Origin of the sequence: Glutamicibacter protophormiae, assembly GCF_016894325.1 — a bacterium.
Classification (GTDB): Bacteria; Actinomycetota; Actinomycetes; order Actinomycetales; family Micrococcaceae; genus Glutamicibacter; species Glutamicibacter protophormiae.
In genome coordinates this window covers 2,513,325-2,535,024 of record NZ_CP069806.1, presented here as the reverse complement: position 1 = coordinate 2,535,024, position 21,700 = coordinate 2,513,325, and the positions used below count along the sequence as shown (strand labels likewise).

Annotated in this window: 16 protein-coding genes; 15 read left to right on the top strand and 1 reads right to left on the bottom strand. The window is 68.6% G+C overall.

The window, feature by feature from the left end:
- The first annotated feature begins 11 nt into the window (after window positions 1–11).
- The 5 genes from groL (at window position 12) to JQN66_RS11765 (ending at window position 7,810) form a co-directional block, all read left to right on the top strand.
- Entirely contained in the window at window positions 12–1,616 is a 1,605-nt protein-coding gene (groL, locus tag JQN66_RS11785) for a chaperonin GroEL (RefSeq protein WP_204675183.1), read from the top strand.
- Window positions 1,617–1,874: 258 nt separating this feature from the next.
- Window positions 1,875–2,843: a hypothetical protein gene (locus tag JQN66_RS11780; protein WP_204675181.1), complete on the top strand. Its 969-nt coding sequence runs from the start codon at window positions 1,875–1,877 to the stop codon at window positions 2,841–2,843.
- Between the two features lie 186 nt (window positions 2,844–3,029).
- The gene (locus JQN66_RS11775) at window positions 3,030–5,129 is read left to right on the top strand and encodes an acyltransferase family protein (protein WP_204675179.1); all 2,100 of its coding nucleotides are present in this window, start codon (window positions 3,030–3,032) and stop codon (window positions 5,127–5,129) included.
- A gap of 157 nt (window positions 5,130–5,286) precedes the next feature.
- Window positions 5,287–6,792 (top strand): IMP dehydrogenase, encoded by a 1,506-nt coding sequence (gene guaB / locus JQN66_RS11770; RefSeq protein WP_188948881.1) that lies wholly within the window; start codon window positions 5,287–5,289, stop codon window positions 6,790–6,792.
- Between the two features lie 208 nt (window positions 6,793–7,000).
- Window positions 7,001–7,810, top strand: coding sequence for a class I SAM-dependent methyltransferase (locus JQN66_RS11765; protein WP_204675177.1), 810 nt, complete (start codon window positions 7,001–7,003; stop codon window positions 7,808–7,810).
- A 67-nt stretch (window positions 7,811–7,877) separates the two neighbouring features.
- On the opposite strand, the gene JQN66_RS11760 is transcribed toward JQN66_RS11765, so the two are convergent.
- Window positions 7,878–8,315, bottom strand: a complete 438-nt coding sequence (locus tag JQN66_RS11760) for a VanZ family protein (protein WP_204675175.1) — start codon at window positions 8,313–8,315, stop codon at window positions 7,878–7,880.
- A 240-nt stretch (window positions 8,316–8,555) separates the two neighbouring features.
- Here JQN66_RS11760 and JQN66_RS11755 point away from each other — a divergent pair, with 240 nt between their 5' ends.
- The 10 genes from JQN66_RS11755 (at window position 8,556) to JQN66_RS11710 (ending at window position 21,631) form a co-directional block, all read left to right on the top strand.
- The gene (locus JQN66_RS11755; RefSeq protein WP_204675173.1) at window positions 8,556–8,783 is read left to right on the top strand and encodes a hypothetical protein; all 228 of its coding nucleotides are present in this window, start codon (window positions 8,556–8,558) and stop codon (window positions 8,781–8,783) included.
- A 337-nt stretch (window positions 8,784–9,120) separates the two neighbouring features.
- Window positions 9,121–9,927: a hypothetical protein gene (locus tag JQN66_RS11750; RefSeq protein WP_204675171.1), complete on the top strand. Its 807-nt coding sequence runs from the start codon at window positions 9,121–9,123 to the stop codon at window positions 9,925–9,927.
- 413 nt (window positions 9,928–10,340) lie between these two features.
- Complete coding sequence (locus JQN66_RS11745; RefSeq protein WP_204675169.1) at window positions 10,341–10,685, top strand: HNH endonuclease signature motif containing protein; 345 nt, start codon at window positions 10,341–10,343, stop codon at window positions 10,683–10,685.
- Window positions 10,686–10,845: 160 nt separating this feature from the next.
- Entirely contained in the window at window positions 10,846–12,192 is a 1,347-nt protein-coding gene (locus JQN66_RS11740) for a DUF4872 domain-containing protein (RefSeq protein ID WP_204675168.1), read from the top strand.
- 70 nt (window positions 12,193–12,262) lie between these two features.
- Window positions 12,263–13,414 (top strand): GuaB3 family IMP dehydrogenase-related protein, encoded by a 1,152-nt coding sequence (locus JQN66_RS11735; protein ID WP_188948870.1) that lies wholly within the window; start codon window positions 12,263–12,265, stop codon window positions 13,412–13,414.
- A 209-nt stretch (window positions 13,415–13,623) separates the two neighbouring features.
- The gene (locus JQN66_RS11730; RefSeq protein ID WP_204675166.1) at window positions 13,624–14,430 is read left to right on the top strand and encodes an SURF1 family cytochrome oxidase biogenesis protein; all 807 of its coding nucleotides are present in this window, start codon (window positions 13,624–13,626) and stop codon (window positions 14,428–14,430) included.
- A 52-nt stretch (window positions 14,431–14,482) separates the two neighbouring features.
- On the top strand, window positions 14,483–14,947 hold the full coding sequence (locus tag JQN66_RS11725) for a DUF3817 domain-containing protein (RefSeq protein WP_188948981.1): 465 nt from the start codon (window positions 14,483–14,485) through the stop codon (window positions 14,945–14,947).
- Window positions 14,948–15,189: 242 nt separating this feature from the next.
- Window positions 15,190–16,776, top strand: coding sequence for a glutamine-hydrolyzing GMP synthase (guaA, locus tag JQN66_RS11720; protein WP_204675164.1), 1,587 nt, complete (start codon window positions 15,190–15,192; stop codon window positions 16,774–16,776).
- 241 nt (window positions 16,777–17,017) lie between these two features.
- Entirely contained in the window at window positions 17,018–21,307 is a 4,290-nt protein-coding gene (locus JQN66_RS11715) for a DNA helicase (protein ID WP_204675162.1), read from the top strand.
- Window positions 21,308–21,631, top strand: a complete 324-nt coding sequence (locus JQN66_RS11710; RefSeq protein ID WP_204675160.1) for a hypothetical protein — start codon at window positions 21,308–21,310, stop codon at window positions 21,629–21,631.
- Window positions 21,632–21,700: the final 69 nt, after the last annotated feature.

Genomic DNA, 21,700 nt, shown 5'->3' with positions numbered 1-21,700 from the left:
GGAGTCAATGCATGGCTAAGCAGCTAGCATTCAACGAGGAAGCACGCCGTGCCCTCGAAGCGGGCATCGATAAGCTCGCAAACACCGTGAAGGTCACCCTCGGCCCCCTCGGCCGCAACGTGGTGCTCGCCAAGACCTGGGGCGCCCCGACCATCACCAACGACGGTGTCACCATTGCCCGTGACATCGATCTGGAAGATCCGTACGAGAACCTCGGCGCACAGCTGGCCAAGGAAGTCGCCACCAAGACCAACGACGTGGCCGGCGATGGCACCACCACCGCCACCGTCCTGGCCCAGGCACTGGTCAAGGAAGGCCTGAAGAACGTGGCCGCCGGCGCCGCCCCTGGCGATATCCGCAAGGGCATCGAGCTGGCCACCGAGATCGTCTCCGAGCGCCTGGCCGCCAACGCCGTGGCCGTGGAGGACAAGGTTGCCAACGTGGCCGCCATCTCCGCGCAGTCGGACGAGATCGGCGACCTGCTGGCCGAGGCCTTCAAGACCGTGGGCACCGACGGTGTCATCACGATCGAGGAATCCTCCACCACCGCCACCGAGCTGGTCCTCACCGAGGGCATGCAGTTCGACAAGGGCTACCTGTCCCCGCAGTTCATCACCGATGCAGAGCGCCAGGAAGTTGTCCTGGAAGACGCCCTGATCCTGATCAACCCGGGCAAGATTTCCACCGTGGCGGAGTTCCTGCCGCTGCTGGAAAAGGTCCTGGAGGCCAAGAAGCCGCTGCTGATCATCGCCGAGGACGTCGAGGGCGAAGCCCTGTCCACCCTGGTGGTCAACAAGCTGCGCGGCCTGCTGAACGTGGTAGCCGTCAAGGCTCCGGGCTTCGGCGACCGCCGCAAGGCCATGATGCAGGATCTGGCGATCCTCACCGGCGCCCAGGTGGTTTCCCCTGAGCTGGGTCTGTCGCTGGACCAGGTCGGCACCGAGGTGCTCGGCTCGGCCCGCCGCGTGACCATCACCAAGGATTCGACCACCATCGTTGATGGCGCCGGAACCGAGGAAGACGTGCAGGACCGCGTGGCCCAGTTGAAGGCCGAGCTGTCCCGCACCGATTCGGAGTGGGACCGCGAGAAGCTTTCCGAGCGCCTGGCCAAGCTGGCCGGCGGCATCGGCGTCATCAAGGTCGGCGCGTCGACCGAGGTGGAGCTGAAGGAACGCAAGCACCGCATCGAGGACGCTGTGTCCTCCACCCGTGCAGCGCTGGAAGAGGGCATCGTGGCCGGCGGCGGTACCGCCCTGGTCGACGCCCTGTCCGCACTGGATGAGGATGCCCGCGCCACCTCCGCAGAGGGCGACATCGCCGCAGGCGTGGCCATCGTCCGCCGCGCACTGGTGCAGCCGCTGTTCTGGATCGCCACCAACGCCGGCTTCGACGGCGCAGTGGTGGCCTCCAAGGTCGCCGAGTCCGGCGCCAACGAGGGCTTCAACGCCAAGACCGGCGTCTACGAGAACCTGCTGTCCGCAGGCGTCATCGACCCGGTCAAGGTCACCCGCTCGGCGCTGCGCAACGCGGCCTCGATCGCGGCCCTGGTGCTGACCACCGAAACCCTCGTGGCTGACAAGCCAGCCGAGGATCCGGAAGCAGCACACAGCCACTAGGCCTTAGCCTGGCAGCAAACGACGCCGCCGGATCGAGCTTGCGCTCGACCCGGCGGCGTTGTGCTTTAACCTTGCGTACATTTCAACAACCCTTGACTTGGCGCGTTGACGAGGGGGTTCATCGACGGTGGGACCGGGAAAGAATGGACAATGAACAGATCTTGGAACGGTGCGCACCCGGCACCGCGGCGCAAGGTTCCGTGGTGGAATCTGCGGCGCTACCCACGCCGGGGCACACGAATCATCATGGTCTTTGTCATGGTGCTTTCCACCTTTGCCATCTCAATGGGAATCATCTGGGCGGTCGAAGACGAATCGGAACGCATCGCTGTCTTCACCGCCGTGGAGCGGCCATTTACGGCCACGGTCCTGTCGCAGGACTTCGAGGTCTGTTCGGTGACGGTCCAACCCACTGGCTCTCGCAGTGCGGAAGGGCCTATTGAAGCGCAAACGGTGTGCACCCCTAGCTTTGTGCTGCCATCTGGTAGTTCCGTCAGCATCGTGGAAGATCCCGACGAATGGTCCGCAGGTTTCTACTATGTTGTCGGAGGGGACCAGGACTGGCAGGCCGACGCCGAGGCCCAGATAAAGGCCGGGGGACTTGAGAGCGTGCTGCTGTCCCTGGCGTTCACCCTGCTGGCGTGGCTCCTTGGTTATCAGCTGCTGCTCAAGCACGACCGTCCATCCCACGTTCTTCGCGAACGCGGTGTCAAACCCGAGGCCGGTCGCTTTGAACAGTTGGTGCTTTCGGCCCAGCACGCCTCGCCTGCCGTGCGCTACACGGTGATCTGCTTCAGTCTGGTGATATCCGTCGGATTCGGCTGGATGATCATCGCAGACGACAAGGCGTCGTTTGCCCACGACAGCATGCTGGTTCAAACCTATCCGCATCAGGAAGCGACCTTGGCGGCGCACGAAATCACTGGCCGCTCGGGCGAGTCTGCCAAGGTTGACGTCGATGGCCGACGTCTCAGCCTGTGGCGCGACATCCCAGGGCTGAAGTCCATGAATCTGGGTGACACGATCAGCGTGGTCGTCGATCCCATGGCCCCGGAGATTGCTTTGCCCGTGGATTTTGCCAACGGCCCCAATAACTCTTCGGGATCCCATATCGGGACTTATCTGTTGGCTGCGGTGCCGGGCACGGTGTTGATGGGACTGGTGTTCCGCGTATTCGCCTCCCGGCTCCCGCTGTCCATGTTCGAACCCAAGAGCCGCGAAGAGTAGGAATCCCGATCCGGCAAACTGCCGATGGTCCAGGCGCGGGCCCTTGGGCAGCCGCTGCTTCCGCCAAGGTCCGAAGGCCGGCAATCAGTTCAAATGGAATACAAATTCCTGCTTGCTAGGATCGAATGATGTCTGGAATGGGCTAAGGCCCCGGACCCGCTCTGTCCCCGAGGAAAGCACCAGTTCGTGTCGTTGACGATCACCCCCGCCAGGAAAGCCGAATCCAAACCCGGATTCAGGACCGACCTGCAGGGACTGCGCGCCCTGGCGGTGCTGCTGGTGATGGTCTACCACATCTGGTTCTCCCGGGTCTCCGGGGGAGTGGACATCTTCCTGATGCTCTCCGCCTTCTTCCTCACCGCCTCCGTGGCCAAGCGCGTCAGCCGCGGCGAACGCCCACGGGTTCTGGGCCAATGGGCGCACCGTTTCTCCCGGCTGGTGCCGCAGGCCGCAGTGGTGGTCCTCGCGGTGGTCATCGGTTCATGGGTGCTGCTGCCCAGCAATCGCTGGCCGCAGCTGATCGACCAGTCCATCGCCTCACTGTTCTACAAGCAGAACTGGTACCTGGCCGAGAACCAGGTCGACTACTACGCCTTCAACACCGCTGCCTCCTCGCCGCTGCAGCACTTCTGGTCGCTATCCATCCAGGGGCAGATTTTCATCCTCTGGCCGCTGATTCTCGCGGCCTGCGCGCTTCTCTGGAAGCTGTTTTTATCCCGATACAGCTTCGCCTGGGTGGCCGGCACCGCCTTCGGGCTCATCTTCGCCGGATCACTGGCCTTCTCCATGCAGCTGACCGCCGCCAACCAGCAGGTCGCCTACTTCCACACCGGCGCCCGGCTCTGGGAATTCGCGCTGGGCTCCCTGCTGGCGCTCGCGCTGCCTTGGTTGTCCACGCTGCCCGAGCGGCTGCGCCGGATCGGCGGCTGGGCGGGCCTGGCAACGATCATCTCCTGCGGCGCGCTGCTGGACGTGCAGGGCCAATTCCCCGGCTACATCGCGCTGGTCCCTACCCTGGGTGCCGCGCTGGTCATCATGGCGCCGTCCGCCCGCAGCTGGGCCAACCCTTCCGGCCTGCTGTCGCTGGCGCCCCTGCGCAAGCTGGGGGACCTGTCCTACGGCATGTACCTGTGGCACTGGCCGCTGCTGGTGTTCTACCTGACCCTGAGCGGCTCCAGCCGCGCCGGGATCCTTCCCGGGGCGCTGCTGATCCTCGTATCCATTGCCCTGTCCTGGTGCACCACACGCTGGGTGGAGAAGCCGCTGACCTCCTGGCAGGCCACCGTGGACTTCGGGGGAATGCTCCAAGGACGCCAGGCTCAGCTGGCCTCCGGGGTGCTGGTCGCGGTGATCGGGGCGGGAATCGTGAGCGTCCCGGTGCTCGCCTGGGAAGGCAACGTCGAATACCGCCGCACCGTGGCGGCGGCGCAGGCCCCGGAGGAGACTCCCGGGGCCAACGCCAGCGAGGACTGGGATCCCTCGCCGGCCGCGCTGACCCTGCCGCTGGCCACGGACCTGGACGGCGAATGGCAGAACCCGGGGCAGGAGTGTTCCGGGGCGCAGGATCCCGACGACCCGCGCATCACCTTCTGCCGGCAGGGCGGCAACTTCGCCGCCGGGGAACCGGTGCTGGTGATGCTGGGCGACTCGCACATGCAGCACTGGTCCGAGGCCGGGGCGCGGATGATGGAGGATTCCGGCGGCAGCTGGATCCTGCTGCACCACCCGGGCTGCCGCTACGGCTCCGACGCGGCGCGCTCCGAACCGGCCTGTGCCGACTTCCAGGACGCCGCGCAGGAGTACGTGACCGCGCTGGCCCCCACCTGGGTGATGGCCAACGCCAGCATGACAGTGCAGGGCTACGACGAGGACCTGCGCACCCCGGGGGAGCAGGAAGCCCTGGTCGACGGGTTCGACCAGGCGATCTTCCCGTTCCTGGCCGCCGGCAGCAAGGTCGTTGCGGTGCGCGACACCCCGCGCTACGAATACCTCATTCCCGAATGCGTGGACTCCGCCAAGTCCGACCCCTCGCGCTGCGACGGGCTGGCCTCCGAGCTGCTCAACGAAACCAACCCGGTGGACACCTGGCTGGAATCCGCCGATTACGGCGCCACGGTGATCTCCCTGGACCTGACCCCGGTGCTCTGCCCTCAGGGGGTGTGCAAGGCGGTCATCGGCAACGTGCTGACCTATCTGGACAACTCGCACCTGTCCAAGATGTTCGTGGACAGCGCCGCGGACGAGTTCGCCGCCGCCTTCCGCGCGGCCACCGGCTTCACGAACTAGCCCGGTTGCGGCGTCCTTGCCGTATTCGGCGTTGATCTGCGCGTATGACGGCACCGGGACATGAAGTTGGACACAGTGGCCCGACTGGGAATCACGGATCAGCCAAAAGGGCTCTAACATATAAGCAACCTCCGCTTTCGCCCCGAAAGGTTCCTACGTGACTGAGTTCAACCCCTTTGCCTTTGAAGGACTCACCTACGACGACGTGCTGCTGCTGCCCGGCCCAACGGATGTGATCCCGTCCAACGCCGACACCACCACCCGCTTCACCAAGCGCATCAACATCCAGGTGCCGATCAGCTCGGCCGCCATGGACACCGTCACCGAGGCTCCGATGGCAATCGCGTTGGCCCGCCAGGGCGGCATCGGCGTGATCCACCGCAACCTGTCCATCTCGGACCAGGCCAAGCAGGTCGACCAGGTCAAGCGCTCCGAGTCGGGCATGATCACCGACCCGGTCACCGTGCACCCGGGCGCCACCCTGGCCGACTGGGATGACCTGTGCGCGCAGTACCGCGTCTCCGGCCTGCCGGTGGTTGACGAGAACAACAAGCTGCTGGGCATCATCACCAACCGCGACACCCGCTTCGTGCCGCGCGAGCAGTACCTGACCACCAAGGTCTACGAGGTGATGACCGGCATGCCGCTGATCACCGCCAAGGACGGCGTCTCCCGCGAGACCGTCATCGAGCTGCTCTCCAAGAACCGCATCGAGAAGCTCCCGCTGGTCGACGACGAGGGCAAGCTGACCGGCCTGATCACCGTCAAGGACTTCGACAAGGCCGAGCAGTACCCGCTGGCCACCAAGGACGAGGACGGCCGCCTGCGCGTGGCCGCCGCCGTGGGCTTCTTCGGCGAAGGCTACGAGCGAGCCATGACCCTGATCGACGCCGGCGTCGACGCGCTGGTCGTGGACACCGCCAACGGCCACTCCAAGGGCGTGCTGGAAATGATCGCCCGCCTGAAGAAGGACCCCGCCGCGGCCCACGTTGACGTCATCGGCGGCCAGGCGGCCACCTTCGAGGGCGCCAAGGCCCTGATCGACGCCGGCGCCGACGCCATCAAGGTCGGCGTGGGCCCGGGCTCCATCTGCACCACCCGCATCGTCGCCGGCGTGGGCGTCCCGCAGGTCACCGCCATCTACGAGGCAGCCAAGGCGGCCATCCCGGCCGGCGTGCCGCTGATCGCCGACGGCGGCCTGCAGCACTCGGGCGACATCGGCAAGGCCCTGGTGGCCGGCGCCGACTCGGTGATGCTCGGCTCCCTGCTGGCAGGCACCGCCGAGTCCCCGGGCGACTTGGTCTTCATGGGCGGCAAGCAGTTCAAGGCCTACCGCGGCATGGGCTCGCTGGGCGCCATGGAAACCCGCGGCAAGAACACCTCCTACTCCAAGGACCGCTACTTCCAGTCGGACGTGCCGTCCAACGAGAAGCTGATCCCGGAAGGCATCGAAGGCCAGGTTCCGTACCGCGGCCCGCTGTCCGCCGTGGTGCACCAGCTGGTCGGCGGCCTGCGCCAGACCATGTTCTACGTGGGTGGCCCGACCATCGAAGAGCTGAAGGCGCGCGGCAAGTTCGTCCGCATCACCGCCGCCGGCCTGAAGGAATCGCACCCGCACGACATCATGATGACGGTCGAGGCCCCGAACTACCGTTCGCGCTAAAGACTCCAGGCCAAACCCCGTCCCAGCCCGCCCATCCGGCGCGCAGGGGCGGGGTTTTCCCGTGCCCGGGCGCACCCGCAGGATTCGCTGCAAATGCACGGGTCCGCGCGCCGCGCACGGACTTATCATGGGATGCACGACGCCCTGGCCTACAGCCGGTTTCGCCCCGAAACCCCGACCCCGGCCCGCAGAACGTGGAGGGTGCGCCATGAGCGACACCGAGGAAACCATCGTCCACTACGCCTCCGGCAACGTGCGCGAGTCCCTGTTCGCCGCGCTGCGCGCCGCCGGACACGACCCGGACCGGCTGCGGGCCGAGGACACCAACGAGGCCGACCACCTGCACCTGGGCGGGAAGCACACCACCGTCTGGATCGCCGATACCCTGGCACTCGACGACGGCGCCCGCCTGCTGGATGTCGGCAGCGGCACGGGCGGGCCGGCCCGCTACTTCGCCGGCCGCGGCGCGAAAGTCACCGGGGTGGACGTCACCGCGGAGTTCGTGGACCTGGCCACCGAATTGAACCGCGCCTGCGGGCTCGACGGCGCCGTCACCATGCTCAACCGGCCTGGCCAGGACATCGGGCTGCCTGAGGGCTCCTTCGACGCGGCGCTGATGCTGCACGTGGGCATGAACATCGCCGACAAGGCTGCGGTGTTCGCCGAGGTCTTCCGGCTGCTGCGCCCCGGCGGCGTCTTCGGCGTCTACGACCTGATGGGCACCAACGAGCTGACCTTCCCGATGCCGTGGTCCATCACCAGGGAATCCTCCCATGTGGAATCCGAAGCCGCCTACCGCGGCTACCTGGAAGGCGCAGGGTTCGACGTGCAGCGCAGCCTGGAGCACCGCGACGAGGTGCTCGCCCGGGCAGCGCTGATGCTGCAGCAGGGCGGCGCCCCGCTGTCCGGAGCCTTGATCCTGGGCGAGGACGTGGTGCTGCGCCGGCAGCACTCCATCGAGGCCGTCCGCGACCGGCAGGTCACCCCGACGCTGCTCATCTCACGCAAGCCCGAATAGCGCGCTCAGTGAAGCCGCCCGTCTCGGGGGAGCGGCGCTGCGTCCCCGGTGCGGACGCGCCCGCGGCTTAGCGTGCGGCGCCCTGCCTCGCGCGATGGCGCAGCCAGCCGCGGCACAGCACGAAAACCAGCACACCCAGCACCGTGCCGAGGGTATTGGCCACCAGGTCCCTGGCCGAGGGCACCCGGTCCGGTAGCAGGAGCAGCTGCCCGGTTTCGATCATCACGGAAACCGCCAGCCCGCACAGCACGGCCAGCCACGGCCTGCGCAGCCACCACGAAGCCAGCAGGCCCAGCGGCATGAAGTACACGATGTTCGCGCCGAATTCGATCTCGCCGTAGCCGAACCACTGCGGCACGCCGATCCGGTGCAGCTGGTCGATGAACGCGAACAGCCACGGCCCCGCCTCGGCGTCCACGGGTATCGGCCAGAACGCCACCAGCACCAGCGCGATGGCATACACCGCCGCCGCAACCAACGCCCACCGGGCTGATCCGTTCTTCACTCCAACTACCCCCAAGAAGTTGCGCAAACACATACATCCACAATTTTAGTCTGGTTCAAGATCGCAAGACCCGCAGGAACGGCACGCGTGTATCGCCAGTGACTACCTGTGTTCCACGGCGACTAAGGAGCGCCGGCGACGTCCGACCTTCCCCGGGCGCAAAGAATTCTTTTCGGGCACTTCTCCACAGCTCGCGACCGGCCGCGCCCCACCGCCGCCCCGCGGCGGTTCACTGGATCCATGAACACCACCGCCCTGGCCCAAGGCCTCACCACCCTGCACCACGTACTGGCCCAAGTACGCCCCGCACCCGGTGACGCCCTGCCCGAGCTGTCCGGCACCGCGGTCCGCGCCCTGGGCGCCAGCCTGCTGGACGCCCTCGCCGCCCTGCGCGAAACCCTTACCACCACCACCGACCCCCGCCTGCCTGGAACTGGCCACCACCACCGACCCCCGCCTGGCCTCTAACTGGCGGCCACCGCCCAGCAGCTGGGCTTCGAAGCGACCCGCATGGATTTGGTCGCGGCCGAACGCGCTGCCGCCACCGCCGCCCACACCCTGGCCCAAACCGAGCTGGACGCCTTGCGCGAACACCCCGCAGACACCACCTCCGCCCCGGTGCGCGCCACCGGCCGGTGCTGCTACCGCAACCCCGAAGAACTCCTACCTCCTGGACGCGCACCCCCTACTGGCACACCCACCGGCTCGTGCTGGACTCCCAAGACCTGGTCGGGCGCAAGGACCTCACCGGCGCCCGGGTTCCCCGCGCTTCGAGCACCTGTCCGCGCTGCTCTTCGAGTCCGGGGTGGACCCGTCCGTGGTGCGGCAGGCCAGCCGGAAGCTGGCCAAGGTCGAACCCGAGGACCGCACCTTCGAAGGCACACCCACCGCCGTGACCCTGACGCACGCCGACGGGCGCAGCGTGGAGGAACACGCCGCCTTGCTGCTGGGCCAGGAGCTGATCCCGTTCGCGGCGGTGAAGAAGATCGCCACCTTGATCCTGGAGGCGATCAACCAGTCCGGCCCGGTGCCGCCGGCCGCGTTGCGGCGCGGGGTGTTCAAGCTGCCGATCCGCAGCCCGCATTTCCGCGAGTTCCTGGTGCGCACCTCCACCGCGGAAGGCGCGTGGGTGGATGCGTTGATTGCGGCGGCGAACAAGGCCAGCACGCGGGCCGGGCAGGCCGCGCGCACGAACCCTGCCTCGGCGAACCCGAACGCGACCCCGTCCCCGGGGCCGGACTCGGGCGGGCCGGTGGCCGGGGCCTCGTTTTTCAAGGACCCCGCCGAGAACCCCAACCAGCCTTCGGGGCAGGCGCGAGAACCACAGGCAGATTCCGCCGCCGGGGCAACCGGCAGTACTGGAACCTCGGGCTCTGACACCGGCTCCACCAGCGGCAGCACCAGCACCGAAACCTCCGGCAGCGCCAACGCCGCGGACACCAGCGGCGCGCACCCCGGGGCCGAGGCCACCGGGTCTGGAGCTACCGGGGCCGGTCCCGACGGGAAGGCGGCTGGTCCATCCAGGACCTGCTGCCCGAAGGCTCCGAGCAACTGCGCTGGGACGAGGACGAGCTGTTCATCCCCGAAGCGACCCCGCCCGAACGCGCCCTGAATGCGCTGCTGGAGATCCTGCTGGACGCCAGCGGCGACGACCCGACCGGACCCGCTGGGAACGGGGATCCGGGCCAGGATCCCTGTTCGATCCCGACCCCGAGAACACCGACGACGACAGCACCGACGACGACAGCACCGACATCGGCGGCTGGCCCGAAGACGGGGACGAGCGCTCCACCGGCCAGCCCGAAAGCTCCCCGCAGTCCGAAGCGTCCGCATCCGGGTCCCCGCCCCGGGGCAAGCGCAAGCGGCTGCGTCCGGTGGTCATCGCCCACCTGCAACTGGCCGACCTGCAACACCTGGCCTCCTCGACGGCGCAGACCGCGCACGGGGTGGATTTGCCGCCGGCCGCGCTGCGGCAGCTGCTGTGCCAGGCGGGACCTGATCCCGGCGGTATTCAACAGCGACGGGGTGCTGCTGGACTTCGGACGCACCCGGCGGTTCGTTCCCGAGGTGCTGCAGCGTGCGGTGCTGGCCCGGGACCGGTACTGCCTGGTGCCCGGGTGCACCGCGGCGGTGGAGCAGCTGGAATTCCACCACACCGATCCGTTCGCGTTGGGCGGGGAAACCAAGTTGGACAAGATCGCTCCGGGGTGCAAGAACCACCACATCGAATTCGACCATGAGGTGGTCAAGATCGTGTGGGTGAAGGGCCTGCCGTGGGTGCTGCTGCCCAGGGATCGGGATCCGGCGCAGCGGTTGCGCAGGAATTACAGTCCGCCGGGCGTCCCGACCAGCATCCCGATACCAGAATGACGAGCATTCGGGTTCCTTTCCGCGCGCAGTTGCCAATCCCACGTGCCCCGACCGGCCGCCAAACCCAATCTGACACGTAGAATTGGTCGATGGCGGCGCGAGGTGCGCGTGCGGGGTCCCTCCCGCCACGGCGCCGCAGGACGGAAGGAACCCGATTCACGTGGCTCAGCCAGCGAACCTGAAGAAACTTGCCCGCGAGCGCATGGAGCGCACCGGCGAAAGCTATACGACCGCCCGCAAGAACATTCTCACCAACAAGCCCGAGAGCCCGCGGGCCGCCAGGGCTGCCGAGGCGCGCAACTACTCCTCGCAGGGCAAAACCGGCAAGCAGAATTCCGGCAAGGCCAAGTCCGCCAAGCCGAAGAACACCGGGCAGTCGGCCAACGCGCCGGCCGACCTGGACGAACTGCCTGAGTACCCGGCGCCGGAGAACGTGGTGCAGTACGACGCCGCACTGTGGCATCGCGTGCTCACCCAGGCCGGCGTGACCAACCCCGTGACCGGGCAGCCGTACTCCGAAGCCATGCTCGCGGGCCTGGCCGGCGGTATCGGCTTCATGCAGCACAGCTTCCAGGACGAGGATGCCGTCAGCATCGCCCTGGTGACCCGCGCCCACCCGGAGCCCTACACTCAGAACCTACTCACCCGCTGCGGTGCCAAGATCAACGAGCGTACCACCGGCTCGTCCGTGCGCGCCGCCGAATACCTCGACACGGGGCTGGACGCCGGACGCGCCGTCGTGGTCCGCGTGGCAGTCAACGCCCTGCCCTGGATCGAGGAGGGCGAGGTCGACGAGTCGGACACCATCGACTTGGCCGTGGTCGGCGAGCTCGAGGACGACCTGCTGGTGGACGACGGCTCCGGCGCGCTGAACCCCATCAGCCCCGAAGACCTTGCCGCAGCCCGCGCCCGCCGCAAGCGCGAAAAGTTCTGGCAAGCCTGGATCACTTCCCGTCGCTCGCCCAAGCCCCAGGTTCTCGCCGCCAACGTGCTGGACGCGGTCCAGGAGACCACCGCCCGGCTGCTGGGCACCAGCGAGCTACGCGGCATCCCGGTGCACTTCGCCAAGAACTTCGGCATCACCGGCATGCGCACCTTCGCCGCCCGTCTACGCGACACCGAAGGCAAAACCGGCTGGAACCAGATGTTCGCCGATGCCGAGCAGCTGGAAACCGGGCTGTCGCAGCTGGCAGGATTCCTGTCCGACACCCGCTTCGGCGGCATCGGCGGCCTGCGCGGGCTGTACGCGGACTTCCTGGACGAGGCCGCGGACCTTCCGGGCCTGGCCGAGCTGGGGGAGCACTCCGCTGCCTACGCCCAGCTGGCGGCCTCCTGGATCGACTTCGCCCAGCTGTTCGAAGAGCCGGTGGACATTGACCAACGCCAGCCGCTGTTCGACAAGATGGCACAGGTCATGGAGCAGATTGCCGATGCCGAGCAGGACGCCGCACAGTCGCTCGCCGACGCTGCCGCCACGCTGCGCACGGCGGCGGGTGTGGCGCACTAGACGCGACCCACGGCGCAATCTGGCGGTGGCCGAGAGCGGGTTTCGGCCGCACTCTTGATAACCTAGGGACGTGAGTAATGAGATTGAGATCGGCCGCGGCAAGCGGGCCACCAAGGCATATTCCCTGGACGACGTAGCGATCGTACCGAATCGCCGCACCCGTGACCCGAAGGACGTGTCGGTGTCCTGGCAGATCGATGCCTTCCAGTTCGAGACCCCGTTCATCGGCGCACCCATGGACTCGGTGACCTCCCCGGCCACCGCCATCGCGCTGGGCAAGCTGGGCGGCCTGGGCGTGCTGAACCTCGAAGGCCTGTGGACCCGGTACGAGGATTCGGAGAAGGTGCTGGAAGAAATCGCCGGCCTGAACTCCGAAGCGGCCACCCGCAACGACCCGAAGATCACCGCCAAGCTGCAGGAGATCTACTCGGCCCCGATCCAGGCCGAACTGATCACCTCCCGGCTGGCGGAAATCCGCGAATCCGGCGTGGTGGTTGCCGGCTCGCTGACCCCGCAGCGCACCCAGGAGTTCTACCGCACCGTGGTGGCCGCCGGCGTTGACATCTTCGTCATCCGCGGCACCACCGTGTCCGCTGAGCACGTTTCCAAGACCACCGAGCCGCTGAACCTGAAGCAGTTCATCTACGAGCTCGACGTGCCGGTCATCGTTGGCGGCGCCGCGGGCTACACCCCGGCCATGCACCTGATGCGCACCGGCGCGGCCGGCGTGCTCGTCGGCTTCGGCGGCGGCGCGTCCTCCACCACTCGCCGCACCCTGGGCATCCACGCCCCGATGGCCACCGCCATCGCCGACGTCGCCGCGGCCCGCCGCGACTACATCGAGGAATCCGGCGGACGCTATGTGCACGTGATCGCCGACGGCGGGCTGGGCAACTCCGGCGACATCGTCAAGGCCATCGCCATGGGCGCCGACGCCGTCATGCTCGGCACCGCCTTGGCTCGCGCCGAGGAGGCGCCGGGTGCCGGCTACCACTGGGGCATGGAAGCTGTCCACGAGGTCAGCCCCCGCGGCGACCGCGCCCGCGTGGGCACCGTCGGCTCGCTGGAGAACGTGCTCTACGGTCCGTCGCGCGAAACCAATGGCACCTCCAACCTGGTGGGCGCACTGCGCCGCTCGATGGCCACCACCGGCTACTCGAAGCTCAAGGAATTCCAGCGCGTGGACGTCGTGCTCTCCCCGTACGAGTCCGACCGCTTCTAGCCGTCCGGGCGCCTCGCGCCCGCAGGCTTCCACGGCCCGCCCCTGCGCCCTTGCCGGTCAGGCGGCGGGCCGCCGCTTTTCCGCCCGCCGCTGGCGCCTCAACGAACCAGCCGCGTAGAAGGTTCCGGCCAGGGCTCCCATGGTGTCCAAGGTCAATCTCACGCCCCGCGCATTTCTACTTCTACAGCCAATCGAAGTACGGTGGTAGGGTGCTGAAAACCGCCCTCAAACCCCAATGGCTCCTCGCGCTGCTGGCCGCCCTGGCGCTGGCCACCGGCTTCGTCGCCCTGTCCGGCTGGCAATTCGGTTCCTCCGAATCCGAGCCGCTGGTCAAGGCGGACAAGACCGAGGTGGCCGTCCCGCTGACCGAACACCACCAGGTCGGCACCGAACTGCTGGGTACCGTGGCAGACCAGATTGTCACCTTCAGCGGCGAATTCGTCGCGGGCAGCGATGAGCTGATCGCCCCGCGCCTGCACGACGGCGCCAAGGGCGTCTGGGTCGTCACCGAGTTCACCGTCGACGGCGCTCCGCAGGACGCCGCCATCGCGGTGGTCCGCGGTTGGCAGCCCGACGCCTCGGCACCTGCCCCCGCACCCGAGGGCGAGCTGGAAATCACCGGCCGCCTGCTGCCGTCCGAAGGCCCGGAACTGGGCCACGACGTGCGCAACCCGGTCCTTGAGACCCTGGCCTCCTCGCAGCTGTCCAATCTGTGGGACGCCACCTTGTACGAAGGATTCGTGACCGCCCACGAGATGAAGACCGCCGACGGCGCAGCGGTAGAGCAGCCGGGCTTGACCCGCGTCTTCGTCGGCCCGCAGCCGCAGGAAGCCCAGGTCAACTGGCTCAACGTCTTCTACGGCATCGAATGGGTGGTGTTCGCCGGATTCGCGCTGTTCCTCTGGTACCGGATGGTGCGCGACGACTACCAGCGCGGCATGGAAGAAATCGCCGAGCGCGCGGCCCAAGCCCACCAGAACGACCCCCGCGACGACGACGGGGAAGCGCGCAGCTGACGCGCCCTCGCATACTTGAATGACTGACCTCCCACGGAAGGACCGCCCGACCATGTCCAGCACCACCCCCGCACCCCGCCCCCGCAAGTTCGGCGGCACCCCGGCGCAGATCCGCTCCGCAGCGGCCTTCTTCCGGGTGTTCGCCTACGTGACCGGCGTGATGCTGCTGCTGCTCGTGCTGGAAATGGTCTTCAAGTACTTCTGGCAGCTGGAGCTGTTCATCGGCGGCCAGCTGCTGGACGGCACCGCCAACACCATCGGCATGCACAACCGGGCTGAGGTCGCCGGCGGCTTCAACGCCTCCCTGGGCATCCTGATCGCCCACGGCTGGCTCTACGTGGTCTACCTGTTCGCGGACTTCCGCCTCTGGTCCCTGATGCGCTGGCCGTTCTCCCGCTTCATCACCATCGCCCTGGGCGGCGTGGTGCCGTTCCTGTCCTTCATCACCGAGCACAAGGTGCACAAGGAAGTCATGGCGGAAATGGAAAACCATCCGAAGGCGGCCAAGCGCTACTAGCCTTCGCCAGCACACCAAGCACGCCCGGCGGGCCGCTTCCCCTCACGGGGAGGCGGCCCGCCGCACTTGTCTGCGCAGCCCGGCCGCCGGGCGGCGCGGTGCCTGACCGCACGGCGAATCCGCCCGGAAGCAGTCCGGGGACGGCCTGCGGACGCCGAAACCGCCCCGAATGTGACCCGGTGGTGACGTTGATGACAGTGGCCGCGCTGTTTCGCGCCCGGCGAACCCAGTAGACTAGGGGAGTGACTACTGCTCCCCTCAATCCAGAACATAAGCCGGTTCTGGTCGTCGACTACGGGGCCCAATACGCGCAGCTGATTGCTCGCCGCGTACGTGAGGCTCGTGTGTACTCGGAGATCGTTCCGCACACCCTGTCCACCGAAGCCATCCTGGCCAAGAACCCTGCAGCGATCATCCTTTCCGGTGGTCCCTCCAGCGTCTACGCCGATGGCGCCCCGTCCGTCGGGGCCGACCTGTTCGACGCCGGCGTGCCGGTGCTCGGCATCTGCTACGGGTTCCAGGCCATGGCCAACGCCCTGGGCGGCACCGTCTCCGAGACCGGGCTGCGCGAATACGGCCGCACCGCGACCGAATTCGCCGGCGAGCCCCGCTCCATCCTGGCCGGAGCGGCAAACGCCCCGACCGTGTGGATGAGCCACGGCGACGCCGTCTCGGTAGCCCCTGAGGGCTTCGAGGTCCTGGCCACCACCGCAGGCGCCCCCGTGGCAGCCTTCGCCAACGAGGCCAAGCGCCTCTACGGCGTGCAGTGGCACCCGGAGGTCAAGCACTGCGAGTTCGGCCAGGATGTGCTGGAGAACTTCCTGTACAACGGCGCCGGCCTGAAGGGCGACTGGACCGCCGACAACATCGCCGACGAGCAGATCGAGCGCATCCGCGCCCAGGTCGGCAACGGCAAGGCCATCTGCGGCCTGTCCGGCGGCGTTGACTCCGCCGTGGCCGCCGCACTCGTGCAGCGCGCCATCGGCGACCAGCTGACTTGTGTGTTCGTGAACCACGGCCTGCTGCGCGAAGGCGAAGCCGAGCAGGTGGAGAAGGACTTCGTCGCTTCCACCGGCGCCAAGCTGTACATCGCCGACGAGCGCGAACGCTTCCTGACCGCGCTGGACGGCGTCACCGACCCGGAGACCAAGCGCAAGATCATCGGCCGCGAGTTCATCCGCGCGTTCGAGGCCGCCGAGGCAGCGATCATCGCCAAGGAAGCTTCCGAGGGCGAGCCGGTGAAGTTCCTGGTCCAGGGCACCCTGTACCCGGACATCGTCGAATCCGGCGGCGGCGAGGGCACCTCCAACATCAAGAGCCACCACAACGTAGGCGGCCTGCCGGAGGACCTGCAGTTCGAACTCGTCGAGCCGCTGCGCACCCTGTTCAAGGACGAAGTGCGCGCAGTGGGCCGCGAGCTGGGCCTGCCCGAGGAAATCGTGGGACGCCAGCCGTTCCCCGGCCCGGGCCTGGGCATCCGCATCATCGGCGCCGTCAACGAGGAACGCCTCTCGATCCTGCGCAAGGCCGACGCCATCGCCCGCGCCGAGCTGACCGCAGCCGGCCTGGACGACGAAGTCTGGCAGATGCCGGTGGTACTGCTCGCCGACGTGCGCTCCGTGGGCGTCCAGGGCGACCACCGCACCTACGGCCACCCGATCGTGCTGCGTCCGGTGTCCTCCGAGGACGCCATGACCGCCGACTGGTCGCGCCTGCCGTACGACCTGCTCTCCAAGATCTCCAACCGCATCACCAACGAGGTGGACGGGGTCAACCGCGTGGTGCTGGACGTCACCAGCAAGCCGCCGGGAACCATCGAATGGGAGTAACCGGCAACTAGCTGTGCCGGTCCCGGACGCGCCGCCAGGCGCGGCCCGGGCACCCGAAGCGGAATCCATGCGAAGGGCCGCGGCGCGTCATGCGCCGCGGCTCACCGCCCGGGTTCCGCTTCACACGCTTAAAACGTGTTTCGCGCCGGTGTTCTGCCCCGCGCGTGCACTACGTTAGATAGAGGTGTAGCGCGTGAGCGCGCGCCGCTGCAAGGCCGGTTCAGTGAAGGGAATAACTGTCGTGACCAGTGCTCAGAATGCTGCTGCGGATCGAGTAGCCGACTGGGTGAAATCCCTGGGGCAAAGCGCCGGGGCCGACACCACTTTGAGGTTCGCCCCGTCGACGTCCAACAGCATCGACATCACGCACGCCAACCCCTCGGGACTGGCCCAGTTCCTGGCCGGTCGACGCACCCGCCTGTCCACCCTGCTGCACGACGCGGAGCAGTACGCCGCCGCCAAGCGCACCGCCCGCGCCCTGTCCTCCAAGATCAGCGAGCTGTGGGACGAGCGCGGCATCGACGTGGGCTACCTGGCCGCCGGCGTCGCCAACTGGCGCGCCGTGCACGAGGGCAAGAGCGAACCGGTCTCCGCCCCGATCATGCTCGGGCGCATCACCCTGTCCAAGCACGTGGACACCGACGACTACGACGTCCAGCTGGTCGGCCGCGCCACCATCTCCCCGGCGTTCGTACGCCAGTTCGAGGCCGATCACCACGCGAAGATCGACGTCGCCGCGGTGGACGCCGCCGCCTATTCCATTGCCCGCTTCGACCCAGTGCGCGGCATGGACGCCCTGCGCCACCTGGTCTCCGAGGTGCCCGGCGTCGTTGTGGGCCACCGCCTGCTGCTGTCCACCTTCTCCGACCTCATCGACCCGGCCGACCCGGCCAAGCTCAACGGCCCGCACCCGGTCATCGAGGCCCTGATCCGGCAGGCCGACAACGAGAAGCTGGCCGAGCGCGCCGCCAGGGTCGCCGAAGCCACCAAGGGTTCCACCGCGCTGGCCAACCTGGTCGCCGCAAAGAACGCCGACGCCTCCGCTGCCGATGCCTCCGCTGCCGACGACGCGGCAACGGATGCGGCCAAGGAGGACGCGAAGGCCGACGCGAAGGCCGGCGAACCGGAGGACACCGGATCGCGCCTGCGCCGGGTCAAGAACTTGATCAAGGATTCGGCCCGCCCGCGCCGCCCGCACGAGCCCGTGGTGCGCGCCGCCGGCCAGCCTGCGCCCGGCGCCAACCGCAAGGTGCACACCGGGGACTCCACCCTGGCCAAGTCCTCGGACGAGCGCGACCCCGAGGACGAGCTCTACCTGCTGGACGCCGACGAGTCGCAGTCCCGCATGCTCGAATACATCGCCGCCGGCGAATCCGTGGCGATCAACGCCGCCGCCGGCACCGGCGCCACACAGACCGCGCTGAATGCCGCCGCGGTGCTGGCCGCCCAGGGCAAGCGCGTGCTGGTCATCGCCGAGCAGCGCACCGCCGCGGAGGAATTCGTCGAGCGCTTCAACGCGAAGCTTGACGCCGCCAGCCTGCTGCTGGAGCCGAACGAGGACCCGGACGCGGTCCGCAAGCAGCTGACCCGGGCCATCCTGCGCAACGAACGCGCCACCGAACCGCAGCTGGGCAACCTGTTCAAGCGCCTGCGCGAATCGCGCCACGCGCTGCACGAGCACGTGAAGTCGCTGCACTCGGTGCGCAGCCGCTGGGGCTGCTCGCCGTACCAGTCGATGCAGGAGCTGGCCCGGCTCTCCGCGCTGAACCCGGCGCCGTCCACCACGGTGCGGCTCAAGCGCTCGGTGCTGGACTCCATGGGCCAGCGCGGCCACGTCGCCGCGCAGCTCAAGCGCGCCGCCCAGCTCGGCGCGTTCTCCCGCGAACACACCACCAGCCCTTGGCACGGCGCGCCGCTGCGCAACCAGGAAGCCACCGCGCAGGCGCTGAGCCTGGCCAGCGGTCTGGGCCGCGACCTGCCGATCCTGCACGAGCACATGCTCAAGATCGCCGAACGCAGCCAGATCCGGCTGGATGACAGCTACGACAAGTGGGGAGACCAGCTGGCCCTGCTGGTCGCCGTGCGCGGCTCGCTGGACAAGTTCGAATCCGACATCTTCGAGGGCGACATCGATGATTTGATCGCCGCCACCGCCACCAGCGCGTGGCGTCGCGAGCACGGCGTGGAGATGGGCTCGCTGGTCCGCTCCCGCCTGCGCAAGATCGCCAAGGAGTACGTCCGCCCGGGCATGCACGTGCCGGATCTGCAGTCCGCGCTGCAGGCCGTCGCCGTGCAGCGCGACGCCTGGCGCGCCTACGCCACCTCCCAGCGCAACCCGCAGGTCCCCGGCGGGCTGCTGGACGTTGAAGCCGGCTACCACGATGCCGGGGCGCGCATCGACAAGCTCTCCTCGATGCTGCCGGCCCGCGCCGGCGGCAGCCTGCGCGAAATGCCGATCACGCAGCTGCTGGATCTGATCGCCGCGCTGGTGGACCGCAAGGAAGACCTCGCCGAGCTGCCCGAGCGCACGCTGATCGCCGAACAGCTCTCCGAAGCCGGGCTGGGTGACCTGCTGGAGGATTTCGCGCAGCGCCAGATCGACACCGACGCGGTGGACGCCGAGCTGGAGCTGTCCTGGTGGCAGTCAGTGCTGGACGCGATGATCTCCGGCGACGACTTCCTGGCCATGAACGACGGCGCGAAGCTGGAGAAGCTGGAAGCCGAGTACCGGCTGGCCGACGGCGCGCACATCGCCGCCGGGCCCGAACGCATCCGCTGGCGGCTGGCCCGCAACTGGAAGGCCGCCCTGGCCGACCACCGCGCCGCCTCCCGCGCCCTGCGCGAGATGCTCAAGGACAACACCGCCTCCATCGCCAAGGTGCTGAACCTGGGTGAATCGCTGGTCAACTCGCTGACCCCGGTGTTCGTCTCCGCGCCGCTGCTGCTGGGCACCGCGCTGCCCGACGACGCCGAGTTCGACGCCGTCATCCTGCTGGAGGCCAACTACCTGACCCTGCGCGAGGTGCTCGACGCGGTGCGCCGCTCCCGCCAGGTCATCGCGATCGGCGACGAGATGCTCGGCGGTCCTAAGCCCTTCGAGGTCTCCGTGGACCCCACCGCCCGCATCGGCTCGCGCGACGCCGGCGTGTCCGCGCTGTCGGCGCTGAACAAGGTGCTGGTCACCGGCACCCTGTCCACCGTGTACCGCGGCATCGACGAGGGCCTGGTGCAGCAGCTGTCCACCACCTACTACGACTCGGCGATCTCCCGGCTGCCGCAGGCCATGGCCACCGCCGCGCATTCGGGCCAGCTCAGCGCCCAGTACGTGCCCGACGCCACCGGCGCCCTGGCCAGCAGCGACGACGGCGTGCAGACCACCGCGGCGGAGGTCGCGCGCATCGTGGACCTGGTCTTCGAGCACTTCTCCACCCGTCCCGGCGAGTCGCTGGCGGTCATCGCGACCAACCGCAGCCACGCCGCGGCCATCGCGGAGGCCATCCGCGTGCAGCTGCCGAACCACAAGTACGCGATGGAATACCTGCGCGCCAAGCACGAGCCGTTCGTGGTCACCACCGTGCACCGGCTGATCGGCCTGCGCCGCGACGCGGTGATCTTCGCCTGGGGCTACGGGCGCACCCCGCACGGCAAGACCCTGCACGAATTCGGCGAGCTCTCCCGCCCCGGCGGCGAGCAGCTGTTCGTCGCGGCGGTCACCCGCTCGCGCACCCGGCTGACCCTGGTCTCCAGCCTGCAGCCCGAGGAACTGGAAGCCTCCCGCCTGCACCACGGCGCCGGCGCGTTCTTCGACCTGTTCACCCGCGTGCAGGCCGGGGACTCGTCCATCGCCACCTGGGCGCACCCGCGCTTCGACGCGCTGGTCTCCGATTTGGCCCGCCGCCTGCGCGAACGCGGCGCGATCGTCTCCGAGGACTACCGCGGCGTGCTGGACCTGGCCGCCCACGCCTTCGACGTCGACGGGCAGGAGATTCGCCCGCTGGCCGTGGTGTACGACGGCACCGAGCACTACGCCGGGCTGACCGTGCGCGAGCGCAGCCGCCTGCGCCCGGACTTCTTCGAGAACCACGGCTGGCGCTACGTGCCGCTGTGGACCATCGACGTGTTCACCGATCCCGGCGCGGTCACCGACCGGCTGGCCCGCTACCTGCAGCTCAAGCCAGCGTCCGCGCCGGCCGCCGCTGCCGGGCAGTCGCGCGCCTCGCTGGCCGCGGCCCCGCCGGTGCGCGCCAGCCAGGTCACCGCCGAGCCCGCCAAGGGGACCCTGCCGGAGGCCGCGGCCGAGGCGGACGAGCAGCCGAAGGCCGACCGGGCTGTTGCCGATGCCGCAGCCGGGACGCCGCAGGCCGAAGCCCCGCAGACCGAAGCCCCGGCGGCCGCGGACGCCGGGTCCGGTGATGCAGGCTCGAAGAACGCGCAGGCCAAGGACGCGGCTCCCGCAGCCAAGGCCGACGGCGCCACCCCGAAGCCGGTGCCGGCCAGCACCCAGCCGACGGACACGGAGCGCTCGAAGTAGATGGCCGATCCAGAACCCGGCGCTGCGCCGCAACCGGCACCCAGGAAAAAGCGCGCCCGGGTCATCGCCCCGCCGCAGCACCTGCAGGCCCGGGTGCAGCTGACCGGGCGCTACGCCCCGGTGCCGCACTCCGCCTCGGTGGATGAATCCGCCGCGAACTCGCGTCCGGCCGACGCGATCGCGGACGCGGCCCGCCCGGCGAAGCAGACCCGGGATCCGCTGGCCGGCCTGCGTGCCAAGGACGACGACCCCCGGCTGTGGGGCGACGCCGCCGAGGACCTGGCCGAAGCGATGAAACGCGAAAAACCCCCGCACTGGGGCTAGCCCAGCGCCGCCCAGCACAGCCCAGCCCAGCGCCGAAGAGCCCGTCGAATGCCTGCACCGCGCAGGAGC